This window comes from Bacteroides faecis MAJ27 (genome assembly GCF_900106755.1).
GTDB lineage: Bacteria > Bacteroidota > Bacteroidia > Bacteroidales > Bacteroidaceae > Bacteroides > Bacteroides faecis.
The window spans coordinates 329,954-344,543 of the sequence record NZ_FNNN01000002.1 but is presented as its reverse complement, the minus strand read 5'-3'; the positions used below and the strand labels follow the sequence as shown (position 1 = coordinate 344,543).

Annotated in this window: 8 protein-coding genes; 3 read left to right on the top strand and 5 right to left on the bottom strand. The window is 44.4% G+C overall.

Going from position 1 to position 14,590, the window contains the following annotated elements; all coding sequences use genetic code 11:
- Positions 1-11: 11 nt before the first annotated feature.
- On the bottom strand, positions 12-2,630 hold the full coding sequence (locus BLW31_RS03330; protein ID WP_029425680.1) for a hypothetical protein: 2,619 nt from the start codon (positions 2,628-2,630) through the stop codon (positions 12-14).
- Between the two features lie 368 nt (positions 2,631-2,998).
- Complete coding sequence (locus tag BLW31_RS03320) at positions 2,999-3,946, bottom strand: tyrosine-type recombinase/integrase (RefSeq protein ID WP_029425681.1); 948 nt, start codon at positions 3,944-3,946, stop codon at positions 2,999-3,001.
- A 604-nt stretch (positions 3,947-4,550) separates the two neighbouring features.
- Between BLW31_RS03320 and BLW31_RS03315 the strand changes: the two genes are divergently transcribed.
- The gene (locus BLW31_RS03315) at positions 4,551-5,126 is read left to right on the top strand and encodes a helix-turn-helix domain-containing protein (RefSeq protein ID WP_010539136.1); all 576 of its coding nucleotides are present in this window, start codon (positions 4,551-4,553) and stop codon (positions 5,124-5,126) included.
- Between the two features lie 83 nt (positions 5,127-5,209).
- Positions 5,210-7,696 (top strand): heavy metal translocating P-type ATPase, encoded by a 2,487-nt coding sequence (locus BLW31_RS03310; protein ID WP_010539137.1) that lies wholly within the window; start codon positions 5,210-5,212, stop codon positions 7,694-7,696.
- 151 nt (positions 7,697-7,847) lie between these two features.
- Here the strand turns inward: BLW31_RS03310 and BLW31_RS03305 are convergent, their stop codons facing one another.
- From BLW31_RS03305 to BLW31_RS03295, 3 genes are read right to left on the bottom strand one after another with little or no spacing between them, the layout of a single operon-like run.
- On the bottom strand, positions 7,848-9,212 hold the full coding sequence (locus BLW31_RS03305; RefSeq protein WP_010539138.1) for a TolC family protein: 1,365 nt from the start codon (positions 9,210-9,212) through the stop codon (positions 7,848-7,850).
- Between the two features lie 6 nt (positions 9,213-9,218).
- A complete protein-coding gene (locus BLW31_RS03300) occupies positions 9,219-12,416 on the bottom strand; it encodes an efflux RND transporter permease subunit (RefSeq protein WP_010539139.1) in 3,198 nt (1,065 codons plus the stop codon).
- Positions 12,417-12,434: 18 nt separating this feature from the next.
- On the bottom strand, positions 12,435-13,577 hold the full coding sequence (locus BLW31_RS03295) for an efflux RND transporter periplasmic adaptor subunit (RefSeq protein WP_029425683.1): 1,143 nt from the start codon (positions 13,575-13,577) through the stop codon (positions 12,435-12,437).
- Between the two features lie 158 nt (positions 13,578-13,735).
- Between BLW31_RS03295 and BLW31_RS03290 the strand changes: the two genes are divergently transcribed.
- Positions 13,736-14,584: a helix-turn-helix domain-containing protein gene (locus BLW31_RS03290; RefSeq protein WP_010539141.1), complete on the top strand. Its 849-nt coding sequence runs from the start codon at positions 13,736-13,738 to the stop codon at positions 14,582-14,584.
- The last annotated feature ends 6 nt before the right edge of the window (positions 14,585-14,590 follow it).

Here is a 14,590-nt window from a genome sequence, read left to right as displayed (position 1 = left end):
TTGAACTACTGTTACTGTCTCTTTTTAAGCGGAGCATCAACTTTGCATTGACTTGTTGCACCCCATTTATCCAGAACAGACAAAGTAACATAACTATCAGTTGCCGCTACATCATTCTTGATGTCAGTTACACTCGTTTTCAAAGCAATTGTAACCTTGTCACCTGCCTTAATTTCAACAGGTTCGGTACCTTCGTGCAGAACTCCCGTACCTACTTGAATTGTCATATATCCGGCAGCAACCTCACTTAATGCCACTGTGTATTTGCTGACTCTGGTTTCAGTAGCCCAATTGATATAAGTATTACCACTCATATTTACATCTTGCCACTTAATATCAGTATTGTTCATTGTAAACTCAAAGCTCTTCTTATCCAAAGACAGAGACTTGCCAGTAATACCCTTCTGCTTACCTTCTTTGATCGGTGACTTAATAGTCAAATTGTAAGTATAGCTATAAGTAGCCAAACGTTCATTGTTAAACGGATGATAAGTAGAGACAAACTTACGTGCAGAGTATGCACCTGCATTATCTTCGTCAGCTACGCCGTCAGCTTCTTTAACATCCTTCATTGGGTCTACACTTATCGCATCTGTTGCACCAGTCAACCATGCAGCAGCTTTCACACCATTGAATGTAGGTACTGTTTCTTCAAATGTGATACATTGAGCATCCGCTGCAGATACACTGAATAGTTTATTCAGGTTATACAGGATCTTATCACCATTAGCATTCAATTCACCAAAAGCAGTAGCTTCAGTCTTAGTAGCATCGAAATATGCTGATAACGGTTCAAACTTAAAGATTGCATCATTATCTTGTTTAACTACAACTTTAAATTTAGTAGAATATACAACCTTATTGTTATCCTTAGTATCTACAATATTCAATGTTACATCATGAGATGTTGCAGCTACCTTAGCAGGTTTAAAGTGAGCTACCACGCTAAACGTTATACCCTTAGCATAATCATCTACAGTATTAATTGTGATAGGTTCACCATCAATATCAGCAGCCTGTAGTTCGAATTGGATGCTATTATCAGCAAAATTATATTCCCAATCTTTACCATTGACACGGATCTTACCGTCAGTATAAGCTATTTCTTTAAGCTGAATATTATAACGGCCTTGTCTGAGCAAGTCTTTCATAGCTGTCACATCAGAAGAAGTCCACTGGTTCTTCACATCCGGTGTGATAGTCCATTCCATGTCAGCTACAGTTACATCAACTACAATGTTCTTGAAATCAATATTCATGGTAGTAGTTGCCGTTGTTCCATCTGTTTTCAGATAATGAATAGTCACAGGCATTCTTCCTTCTTTTTCTGCATAAATTGTTCTGGCATCCGCATCTAGTTTGACACCTAATAATTCTGCAGTATTTCTATCAGCACCTTCAATAGTATAATAGAAATCAACAGCTGCATTCATTCTGTCCCCAACCAGTTCATCCAAACTATGTACCGTACGATAAACAGCATCTACACTAGGACCAGTACATGACATTGCCCGCATTTTAGCCGTCACTTTTACAGCATAGTCTGATATAATTTCATTTCCAAAAGCATCTTTTGTTGTTAAAGCATATGCAATATCATTGCTGCCTGGAAGATCACTGTAAGCTACTCCGTCAGCAACAGCAATACTTAAATCGAATACACCCTTATTAGGTGTTTTATCTGCACGAGTTAACGGTTTTTCACTTACGTTCTGAGCAACTTCAGCGATTGTATAGTTTGTATTGCCTTTAGAATCTGTCAAATCAAGAGAATATGCACTAAGATCAAGATCTACCGGATTAATTAATGCATTAATTGTAGCTCCTTTAGAAGTCAATAAATCACCGGCAATATATTTTTTTCCGTTGAATTCAAAATCTTTGGGAACACGTCCATAATACATATTAACAGTAGTAGCAGTAGTCGGGGTCTCTATTTTATTACCAATAAGCGTTACTACTTTCATGCTTGAAATTTTGTCAGCAGACGGCAAAATAACAGTCTGGTCAGTATATGAACCATCCGCATTCTGAGCTCCTACGTGAAGTACCCAATTCGGGCGGTCTGTTCCTTTTACAATATATACACTTGTCTGTGCGTAAGCTCCTTGTACAAGTTTACCATTACCACCTTCTGCAGTTGCATCCCAAAAGTACCAATATCCATCTTCACCGATAAAAGGCGATTGTCCGTCTTTACCATCCTTTCCATTTTCTCCTTTTGCAAACCATCCGGTAGGTTCGTTATCGATCAGCCATTCGCCGGTTTTCTCATCAATAGTAACTTTTGAGCCTGGAGCGCCATCAGCACCTGCTGCTCCCGGAGTACCAGCCGCACCTGTATCTCCTTTGTCTCCCTTATCTCCCTTGTCACCTTTGGCACCACTTACGATTTCATAAGATTTTTCATCGTTAAATGTAATCTTGAATCCCCCTGCAATAGATTCCACATTTGTAACCCACTTACCACTATCTACAAACTTCTGCAAACTTTCGATACTAGCTTTGTTTGCGTCAATCTGAGTTTGCAGATTGTCTATGTCATCATCGTAGTCCTTACAGCCTACGTAGGTGACAGTTGAAAGCGCTAATGCTCCGAAAAACATCACTCTAATAAATTTTTTCTTCATAACTACTTAAAAATTACATTAATAATATATTATTAAACACTAAGTTTCAATAACACCTTCCCGTTACTTTGTAGGTAACAGGAAAGCATGTTTTTCCACCCCGACAGAGGTGTCTGCGGGCTACATTCATTAAATAAGTAAAGAATATTTTTAACCCCTGCTCTCAGACGATGGCAGAGGGGAGGGAAATCTTTTGCAAAAATTAAAGAGCAAGCCGTGTTCTTCTCAAAAAATCCGCAGTTTTATTCTGTGTGTTTCCTTTTTTTAGTAGTTTATCAGAAAAAATATCATTTTTGTTTGCATGTTTTCCAAAATATGTTCATATTTGCAGCGTCTTTTCTTCCCGTTACCTACAAAGTAACACTACTCTAATTCAAGAATTTACTACTCAAAAAAGTCTTTCTTAAAGAAGAAATTACCGTCACATTCGCTTCATCAATTTTCTTATTCTTAAAAGGCTTCAGATACGTCTCTGTTACGGTGATGGAAGAATGTCCCATCGCTTCAGAAATGACGCCGGGATGTATCTCACAATAGTATGCCATCGTAGCCCAAGTATGGCGGGCGGTGTATGAACTCAATTCTGAAGTCAATCCCAAAACCTGTTTCAAAATCATTAACTGATAATTAAAATTACGCAGTGCCAGCTGATATTCTTTATAGGCTGCTTCTGTCCCTTCTCCACTGGTAATCAGTGAAAAAAGATAAGGAGAAGCCGGATCGGTGTTCATATACCGCTTTATCAGCTTCATGGCTTCCGGCACCAGAGTTACGGTCAATAATCTACCGGTCTTTCTACGACGGTAAGTGATTGTGTTTCCATCCATATCGTGCTTTTTCAGATAGGCAAGGTCCACAAACGGAATTCCACGAAGTAAAAACATCAAAAAGAATAGCGCACACGTACGCTGCAACTCTTTATTTTCCTGACACAATCGTTTCGGAAGTTCTTTCATCAAACGTTCCATATCTTCCTTATCGAGTGCACGTTTCCTGTCCGCGCGCGTTCCTGTATAAACATACCGGAAGTGATGGGGCACATAAGGCGCAATATGGCGGTCGACCGCCCGGTTATACACTGCCCGCAATGTACGCATGTAGGTAGAAACGGTATTCCAACTACAATTTCTTCCCCGCAAATACGATTCGAAACTTTTAAGAAACTCCTGAGTAACTTTCCTGAAAGGAAGTTTATCACTTCCATGGAATGAAATGACAGCACTCATGCTACTTCTGTAAATGTGGGCAGTCCCATAATTCCCACTTTCCCGCAGCCCATTGGCTACTTCTTTCATAAATGAAATTAAATTCCCCATTTTTCTACTAGTTAAGATAATACTAAAGACCATTTTTGAAGAAGTTAATTCCCTTTCCCGCAACTTCTCCAACGGTACCTTTACTTTCTATTCTCCAAATATTAATAAGACAAAGATAGAGATAAATTTGTTCGGTATCAGATCAGCTACATCAAAAGGTGCATTTACTAGCAAAGTACTGACACTTCGCATTCAGCCCTTTCAGCTTCATTCGCAAATGCCTTCATAGAAGGGGATAGCGGCTGAATGCAGAAAATAGCTGTATAATAGCACGGAGTAAAAGTAGTACATCTTTCATGCAAATGTTGTACATCTCCGACTCAAACGTAGTACTAGCACCAAGCAACTTAAGTACTTCTCACAAGCAAGTCTTGTACTTATCCGGAAGTACTCTTATAGGAGTTTCTAAGTTGTAATTCACCTGTTCATCAAACATTGGGTATTTCTACAAAAAAAGAGACGAATAAAGAATGAAATACAGAGTATCTCAAACTAAAAACGCTGATTTTCTTTTTAAATCCGTACTTTTGCAGACAGGTTTGTTTCCTGCAAACTTGCTGAAACGCATCTTTTAGAATCTGATTAATTAAATGAAGGTAGTATTATGGCAGAGCAGAATCACATTATCCTGATTAAAAACATGGTTTGCAACCGTTGTGTACTGGTTGTAACGGAAATGCTCAAAGGACTGCACCTCACTCCTCTCAATGTGGAACTGGGCAAGGCTGTCGTACAAGAGGAGCTAAAACCCGATGATTGGAAAAACATCAAAGAGGCGCTCGAAAAATACGGATTCGAATGGATTGACGATAAACGTATGCGCATCATCGAACAGATTCGGACTGCAATCATCGAATTGGTACATTACGAAGATAATGCCTCCAAACTTAAATTGTCCGAATACTTAAAAGAGAAATGCCACTACGACTATAGTTTTCTGAGCAAATTGTTTTCCGAAGTCAACGGAGTCAGCATAGAGAAGTACTATATTGCCCAGAAAGTGGAACGAATCAAAGAGTTGCTTATCTACGATGAACTCTCCATCAGTGAAATAGCCGACCTGCTGCAATACTCAAGCGTTGCACATCTGAGTACACAATTTCGTAATGTGACCGGTATGACACCCAGCCAGTTCAAGCAGCTCAAGGAACATAAACGGGAACCGTTGGATGAAATATAAGATATAAATCATATCCATAATTCTGTAACAACCCTCCGCATCTTACGCCTTACCTTTGCAAAGAATAAAAAAAGGGAAAGCGTATGAAAACTAAAAAAACATATCAGATCACAGGAATGAGCTGCGCGTCATGTGCAGCCAGAATAGATAAGGTACTAAATGCCCAGCCGGGCGTATGCGAAGCAACTATCAATTATGCAACAGCCAGCGCACAGGTAGTTTATGATTCTGACGAATGTTCGGATCAGTCATTGAAAACAGCGGTACAGAATGCCGGATACGATTTGCTGACAGATACAGGCAATGACACCAACGAAGAGGCGGAACAAGCACATGCGAAAAGGTACCGGTCACTGAAAACCCAAACAATCGGAGCGGTAGCATTGGCAGTGCCTGTTATGGTAATCAGCATGTGGTTTTCCGAGCTCACACTGATGAAATATATAGTGTGGATTCTATCTACAATCGTGGTTCTGGGCTTCGGACGCAGTTTCTACGTCCATGCGTGGAAACAATTAAAACATGGATCTTCAAACATGGATACACTGGTAGCCATCAGCACCGGAATAGCTTATCTGTTCAGTGTATTCAACCTGCTTTTCCCCGATTTCTGGTTATCGCGAGGCGTAGCTCCGCATCTTTACTTTGAGGCGGCAAGTATGATTATCGCCTTCATCCTGCTAGGCAGATTACTGGAAGAACGGGCTAAACAAAACACATCGACCGCCATCAAAAAGCTGATAGGGCTACAGCCTAAAACCGTCACTATCATCACCGAATCGGGCGAACGGACTGTTCCGATTGAAAAAGCCCGTATCGGCGATATCATTGCCGTCAAGCCGGGAGAACGCATAGCAGTAGACGGAACAGTGACAATCGGCGAATCGTACGTAGATGAAAGTATGCTGAGCGGTGAACCGGTAGCGGTACACAAGCAGACCGGCGAAAAGGTATATGCAGGTACTATCAATCAGAAAGGAGCTTTTCGTTTCAGGACGGATAAGACAGGATCGGACACGATGCTGGCACAGATTATCCGCATGGTACAGGATGCGCAGGGAAGTAAAGCGCCGGTCCAGAAGCTGGTAGATAAAATCGCAGGAATCTTTGTACCTGTCATTATAGGAATAGCGGTTCTGTCGTTTATCATCTGGATATTGTTTGCACCTACGGAAGGCTTCACACACGGACTGCTGGCAATGGTTACCGTACTCATAATTGCCTGTCCCTGCGCATTGGGACTGGCCACTCCGACGGCACTGATTGTAGGAATAGGCAAGGGAGCGGAACAGGGAATCCTGATAAAAGATGCCACCAGCCTGGAAGTCGCACGGAAGATAGATGCAGTGGTGCTCGATAAAACCGGGACCATCACCGAAGGTCATCCCATTGTTGTAAACAGCTTATGGAGCAAAGGAACGGAAGAGACCGGAAATATATTATATAGTCTGGAACGTTTGTCCGAACATCCGCTTGCGGAAGCTGTTGTAAATGAATGGAAGAATGAGACAGCCATCCCCGTCACAGGTTTTGAGAATATCCCGGGAAAAGGTATAAAAGGAACGGTCGATAATGAAACCTATTATGTGGGAAACTCTGATTTACTGATTGCCAACGGAGTTTATCCGGATGAAGAATTACAGCAACAGGCAGACATCTGGCATAAAGAGGCAAAAACGGTTATCTGGTTTGGTCATTCTACGAAAGCAATAGCGGTGATCGCTATAACAGATCAGATGAAATCGACTTCAAAAGAAGCCATCCGCAGATTACGGAAAATGGGAATTACAGTCTACATGCTGACAGGAGACAATGAAGACACCGCCAGAGAAATAGCGCAGAAGGCAGCTATCGGACATTATAAGTCAAGTGTACTTCCACAGGACAAGGCTCTCTTTATAAAGCAATTGCAACAGGAGGGCAAGAAGGTGGCGATGGTAGGCGATGGTATTAATGACAGCGCAGCTCTGGCACAGGCAGACCTGAGTATCGCCATGGGAAAAGGAAGCGACATAGCAATGGATACCGCAATGATTACTATCCTGTCGTCCGATCTGATGAAAATCCCGGAAACGATTCGCTTATCCCAGCTCACGGTAAGAACCATTCATCAGAACCTGTTCTGGGCATTTATATATAATCTGATTGGAGTGCCCATTGCGGCAGGTATCCTCTACCCGCTTAACGGATTCCTCCTGAATCCGATGATTGGAGGTGCTGCCATGGCATTCAGCAGCGTAAGTGTGGTGGCCAACAGCCTGCGTCTGAAAGGGAAGAAAATCCAGAGAAAGACAGAGGTGCCACCAGCAGAAAAAGAAGTGGTACCCATCAATGAAGTTGAACCAATAAATAAAGAAAACATGAAGAAGAATTTTAAAGTAGAAGGAATGATGTGCAACAACTGTCGCACACATGTCGAAAAAGCACTTAACAGCATCGATGGAGTAAAAGCCGTCGTAACACTGAACCCTCCGGTAGCTACTGTTGAGTTCGATAAAGACGAAATGCCGCTTGAAGAGTTGCAACAAGTCGTATCAGATAAAGCCGGAGATTATCAGTTACATGAATAACCGGATGATCATAAAAAGGCGTGCGCTGTTAATAACAGGCACGCCTTTTCTCTAATACACAAACATTGAATTTATCAGTATTCAGGTGCCCGTCAATATAACGAATACCATCCACTTAAAAAAGTCCTCGTAAAAGCGCATACATGCCTCTTTACATTCTACCGCCGCCCAAAGCCTGATACAAAGTAATCACACCCTGGATTTCGGTGAAGCGATTCGCTACTTTAGAAAGTTTTGCATTCAACAGCGTCTGTTGGGCTGTCAACACTTCCAGATAAGTGGTGTCTCCATGTTTCATCAGAAGGCTGGTACTCTTGGCTACCGTCTGCAAAGAAGTAACCTGCTTGTCGTAGAAAGCGGCCTTGTCCCGTGCTGTCTGATATTGCACCAGTGCTTCGTTGACTTCCACTCCCGCATTCAGCAGTGTCTGTTCGAAGCTGAGGCGGGCTTCTTCCTGTTGTGCTTTCGCTATTTTCAGCTGGGCAATGTTAGCTCCTTTATTAAATAAAGGTTGCGTCAGAGAAGCCACGGCAGAAGCGAGAAACTTACCCGGATTGATAATCATGTTTCCAGCGCTGTTAGTCCATCCGGCACTGCCACTCAACATGATAGAAGGATAGAAAGCGGCACGGGCAGCATTCGTTGTATAGAAAGCCTGTGCTAGTGAGAACTCCGCACTACGCACATCCGGACGATTGGAAAGCATCTGCAGAGGAATACCTACGGAGAAGTCTTCCGGCAACTGCTGGTTTTCCAGTTTTCCACGCTGTATGCCATGAGGTGTTTCCGCCAACAGCAAAGCCATTGAGTTTTCCGCCTGGTTGATTTGCTCTTTCAAATCGAGCACCGTCGTACAGATATTATAATAGGTAGCTTCTGTCTGTGCCAGTCCTGCCTCGTTCATCATACCGGCATTCTTCATGGCACGGGCCACTCTCACGCTCTCTTTCCAGGCCGATTCGGTAGCAGCTGCAATCTCGTATTGAGAATCAAGCATCAGCAAAGTATAATAAGTATTTGCCACGGAAGATACCAATTGTGTCTTCACTGCCTGTTCATACTCCTTGCTCTGTTCGTAAGCGGCTTTTGCACGGTGTTTGGCTGTAGTCACTTTTCCAAAGATGTCCAGTTCCCACGAAGCAGTCACCGGCAACGAATAAGTCTGCGTAGCTTTTCCACGGTCGAAGCTGCTCACAGCCCCTTCCGGAGCCAGAAACAACGAAGGCAGATAAGATAACTTGGATGTCATCAGCGATGCCTCCGCTTCCTTCACACGCAGATGAGCAGTCTGCATATCGGTGTTGCGTACCAAAGCCGAATCAATGAGATTCTGTAAATATGGATCGGTAAACACCTCTTTCCACGAGAGGTTTCCGAAGTTTGTCGTATCGGTGGCAGCGACTGTCTCGCTGCCGTAGAGTCCCTCGGGAACTTCCGATACCGGTTTGTATTTATTGTATATACCGCAACTGCTTAGTACCAGCGTTGCTGCGGATAAGATGATTATTTTCTTCATTGTCAATTATTCCTTTCCTGCTTTAGACTTCTCTTCTTCACTTACTTTGATTTCTGTCTCAATCTGCCAGTCTTCCGTAGGGGCACTCTGCATAGGGCGCAAACGTTCCTGCAACCACTGGAAGGCGATAAACAAGGTAGGCACGATGAATAGCAATGCCAATGTACCGATAGTCATACCACCGACTACACCTGTACCCAACGAACGGTTACCGTTTGCTCCTACCCCACTGGACATCATCAGAGGGAACAGACCGAAAATCATCGTCAACGCTGTCATCAGAATCGGACGGAGACGGGCTTTAGCCGCACTGACAGCAGAAGCAATCAGTCCCATACCTGCCTTACGGCGTTCCGCCGCATATTCCGTCAGCAGGATAGCTGTCTTAGCCAGCAGACCGATCAGCATAATCAAACCTGTCTGCAAGTAAATGTTATTCTCCAGTCCGAACATCCATGCGAAGAGAAAGCTTCCCATCAATCCGCAAGGTACGCTCAGAAGAACAGCGAACGGAATAATAAAGCTCTCATACAACGCACTCAGGATGAGGTAGATCATCAGGAAGCAAATTCCGAAGATGATCACCGTCGTACCACTCTGCTGGTTCTCTTCACGGGTGATGCCTCCATAATCATAGCCATACCCCTTCGGAAGAGCCTGTACCGCCGTTTCCTGTACGGCTTTGATAGCATCACCGGTACTGTATCCGTCTGCCGGCATCGCATTCACCGCAATAGAGTTGTACATATTGAAGCGGCTCAGCGACTCTGCACCGTAACTGCGTGTCAACGTTACAAACTGGCTCAGCGGTGCCATCTCACCATTCGACATACGTACAAAAGCATTATCCAGTGAAGATTCATCCAGACGGAATTGAGGGTCAGCCTGAATCATCACTCTATATACTTTAGAAAAACGATTGAAGTTGGACACATACTGACCACCATAATAGCCCGACAATGTGCTCAGCACAGCATCCGGTGTAATACCTGCCCGTTTACACTTGGCAGCATCCACCTCTACCGTCCATTGCGGATAGCGTACGTCGAACGTAGAATATGCCATCGCAATCTCCGGACGCTGGTTCAATGCACCCAGATATTGCTGGGTAGTGGTAAAGAACTCGTTGATATCACCGCCCATCTTATCCTGCATGTGAAGTTCCAGCGCATTACCCATACCATAACCCGGAATCATACCCGGAGAAATAGCGAAGACACTGGCATCCTTGATATCCGCCGTACGACCATATACCTGGCCGATGACTGCCTGCACGTTATCCTCATCATTCGGACGCTCGTCCCACGGTTTCAGTTTCAGAATCAACATACCAAACGAGCTTCCCTGCCCTGCCAACAATCCGTAACCGGCCACTTTCTGCACGTGTGCTATCTGCGGAATATCCATCAGGCGCTTTTCGATGCGTTCCATCACCTCATCGGTCGTGGTCAGCGAGCTACCTGCCGCTGTACTTACATTGACGAATACCACACCCTGGTCTTCGTCCGGCACCAGACTCGTCTTTGTCGTATTCATCAGGAATACAAGCAACACTACGGAGCAAGCCAGCAACGACCATGCCAACCATCTGCGTTTGATAAAGATCAACACGACATTCTTATATTTCTCTACCATGATATCGAAAGCCGAGTTGAAAGCCTTACGGAAACGTGCCGCAAAATTATTCTTCTGCGTACCGTCTTCGTTAATATAAGGCCTCAGCAGCAATGCGCACAATGCCGGACTCAGCGTCAACGCATTGACAGCGGAAATACCAACGGCAACCGCCATCGTCAGACCAAACTGGGTATAGAACGTACCGGAAGTACCTCCCATAAAAGATACCGGAATAAATACCGCCATAAACACCAGTGAAGAGGTGATAACAGCATTACTGATACCTTTCATGGCATCGATACTTGCCATGTAGGACGACCTGTACCCTACGTCGAACCGTGCCTGCACCGCCTCGACGACAATAATCGCATCATCCACCACCGTACCGATCACCAGCACAAGCGCGAACAGCGTAAGCAGATTGATACTGAAACCTACCATAGCCATGAAAGCAAACGTACCAATCAGCGAAACAATCACTCCCACCAGAGGAATCAAGGTAGAACGGAAGTCCTGCAAGAAGACATATACCACAAGAATAACTAGAATGATAGCCTCGATCAAGGTCTTCACCACCTCATGAATAGAAGCGAAAAGGAAGTCATTCGAACTCATGATCTGTGTCAGTTCCACTCCCTTCGGAAGGTCTTTGCGGGCTTCTTCGAGCAGTTTGTCAATATTCTGATTGACTTCGGTCGCATTGGAACCTGCCGTCTGGAATATCATACACGAAACACCCGGATGACCGTCGAGACCACCATGATAGGCATAACTATCCTGTCCCAGTTGTATATCGGCAATGTCTTTCAGCTTCAATACTTCGCCGTTGTCCGTAGAACGGATGACAATATCTCCAAACTCTTCCGGAGTGATCAGACGTCCTTTATATTTCATCGTATATTGATAGGTTTCGTTTGAGTTCTCACCAAACGAACCGGTAGCCGATTCGATATTCTGTTCGGCAAGTACGGTGGTGATATCAGACGGAATCAGTTTATACTGTGCCATCACGTCCGGTTTCATCCACACACGCATACTGTACTCACCTCCCATCACCATCAGGTCGCCTACACCCGAGACACGAAGAATCTCCGGTTTCAGGTTGATACTGATATAGTTGGAAAGGAAGTTTTCATCGTAACTGTCGTCCGGGCTGAACAGAGAGAACATCTGCAAGATACTCGTCTGACGCTTGGAAGTCGTTACACCGACCTGCGTCACTTCCGCCGGAAGCTGTCCTGTGGCTCTCGATACACGGTTCTGCACGTTGACAGCCGCCATATCCGGGTCTGTCCCCTGCTTAAAGTAAACGGTAATACTTACCGTACCGGAATTCGTTGCTGTAGAAGTCATATAGGTCATGTCTTCCACCCCATTGATGGCTTCTTCCAAAGGTGCAATAACACTCTTCTGTAACGTTTCCGCACTTGCACCATAATAGGTGGTACTCACCATAATGGTAGGCGGAGCTATATCGGGATATTGTTCAACGGGCAGACTGAACAACCCGATGATGCCCACAACGACAATCGTTATAGAAATGACTGCCGATAATACCGGACGTTCAATAAAGGTTCTTAAATTCATGGATAATTCCTCCTTTGTTTAATTTTCAGTAGTTGTCGTAGCGGCCTGAGCTGTCTTTGCCTTGATTGGCGTACCCTCGCGAAGCAATCCTACACCTTCCGTTACAATCACATCTCCCGAAACCAGTCCTTCATCTACAATAAATTCCCGACCGCCATTGACGCGGGTCACCTGCACCTGATTGGATTGTGCCTTGCCATCTACTACTTTGTATACATATCTCTTGTCCTGGATTTCGAACGTAGCTCCTTGCGGTATCACGATAGCTCCGGTTTTCTGCACGGGAAATATGACATTACCGGCACCACCGCTATGCAGCAATCCCTCTTTATTGGGGAATACGGCACGCAGGCTGACAGTACCCGTCGAACGGTCGATGACGCCACTGATAGACTCGATCTGGCCCTGCTGCGGATAATCGGACTTATCATTCAGCTGCAAACTGATAGTCGGCATATTCTTCAATGCTTCTTCTTTAGAACCATACTGGCGGATCAATCCCAGCAGTTGGTTTTCCGTCATCGAGAAGTAAACGTACATATCCGAATTGTCGGAAACGGTGGTCAAAGGTTCGGCGATATTGGAACTAACCAATGCGCCTACCCGATAAGGCAATGTACCTATCACACCGTCCGCCGGACTTTTCACTACCGTATAAGACAGATTATTACGGGCACTCACTTCTTGTGCTTTCGCCTGCGCCAGTTGCGCTTTGGCAGCCAGCAGAGAGTTTTTTGCCGTACTCAGATCGAATGAGGAAACTACATTCTCCTTATACAGTTCCTCTTTGCTTTCATAAGTCAGTTGTGCCGTAGCCAGAGAAGCCTTAGCGGACTCTACGTTTGCCACTGCCGTCTGCAATGCAGCTTCATACGGCACCTGGTCAATTATAAACAACGTTTGTCCGTTTTTTACGCGCTGACCTTCCGTCACGCACACTTTCGTCAGCGTACCTCCTACCTGCGGATAAATATCAATATCCTGACGTCCACGGATAGCCGCCGAATAAGCGCTCGAAATCATCCGGTCTGCCGGAGCAACAGTCATCACTTCATATTCTGTTTCCATTTGTGTGGGTGATGCCTGCTTACAACCTGTAGCGGCAACCAGACAGCAGAGCAACAATAGCCCTTGCTTGACATTACATACCTTTTTACTCATTTTATTATTACCTATTAAGATTTTTGATCGCGGCAAAGGTAGACTGTTTCCACCATAGAAAACTGGTCTTAGTGTTTCCAGTTTTGTTCATTTTCAGAACAACATGAGCGATATTTAGTGAAAAAGTCCTATTTTTACCGACAAAAAGAGAAGAAGATATGAAACAGAGAGACTCTATCCTTGCTATCATGCGCGAACCGTTCGCTGCCGGACTTGATGAAAATTTATCTCCAATCATGCACCATCTATGGAAGCTGGAAGGAGGAGCCATTTATTTTTGCCATAACGGCTGGGCTCATGTCACGATTGATCTGAAAGATTATGAAATAGTACCCAATACCCAGCTGGTACTCCTGCCCGGAACCATTATCCGTATCAATGGCAGTAGCAGTGACTTCACCGCTTCTTTCTTCGGATTTCCTAAAGAAATGTTCCGGGAAGCCTGCCTCCGCTTCGAGCCTATCTTCTTCCGGTTTATAAAAGAGCATCCCTGCTACGTGCTCCCCGAAGAAAATACCGGAGCTATCCGTGGATTGATACGCGCAACGACTGCTATCTACAACGACCGCGAAAATCGTTTCAGAAACCAAATCGCGAAAAATCATCTTCAATCTTTCATGCTCGATATTTACGACAAATATTATCGCTACTTCGATAAACACGAAATAGAAGGAGGAAGCCGCCAAGATGAAATATTCAAGAACTTCGTCGCATTAGTGCACGAAAACTGTATTTCGCAACGGGAAGTTACGTTCTATGCCAATAAACTCTGTATCTCCACCAAGTATCTGACAGGCATCTGCCGTAGCGTGACGGGAGATTCGGCGAAGAAGATCATTGATGATTTTGCTATTCTGGAGATAAAGGTATTGCTCCAGTCAACCGATCTGACCATGCAGGATATAGCCGACCAGCTCGGTTTTCCGGACCAGTCGTATCTGGGAAGATACTTCAAGCGGCATGAGGGAATATCACCCAGAGAATATCAAAATAAATATGCCATGTAGGATGGA

Excerpts from the sequence above, each read along its gene's own strand:
- BLW31_RS03330 (WP_029425680.1), bottom strand. The coding sequence starts at position 2,630 with ATGAAGAAAAAATTTATTAGAGTGATGTTTTTCGGAGCATTAGCGCTT.
- BLW31_RS03320 (WP_029425681.1), bottom strand. The coding sequence starts at position 3,946 with ATGGGGAATTTAATTTCATTTATGAAAGAAGTAGCCAATGGGCTGCGG.
- BLW31_RS03315 (WP_010539136.1), top strand. The coding sequence starts at position 4,551 with ATGGCAGAGCAGAATCACATTATCCTGATTAAAAACATGGTTTGCAAC.
- BLW31_RS03310 (WP_010539137.1), top strand. The coding sequence starts at position 5,210 with ATGAAAACTAAAAAAACATATCAGATCACAGGAATGAGCTGCGCGTCA.
- BLW31_RS03305 (WP_010539138.1), bottom strand. The coding sequence starts at position 9,212 with ATGAAGAAAATAATCATCTTATCCGCAGCAACGCTGGTACTAAGCAGT.
- BLW31_RS03300 (WP_010539139.1), bottom strand. The coding sequence starts at position 12,416 with ATGAATTTAAGAACCTTTATTGAACGTCCGGTATTATCGGCAGTCATT.
- BLW31_RS03295 (WP_029425683.1), bottom strand. The coding sequence starts at position 13,577 with ATGAGTAAAAAGGTATGTAATGTCAAGCAAGGGCTATTGTTGCTCTGC.
- BLW31_RS03290 (WP_010539141.1), top strand. The coding sequence starts at position 13,736 with ATGAAACAGAGAGACTCTATCCTTGCTATCATGCGCGAACCGTTCGCT.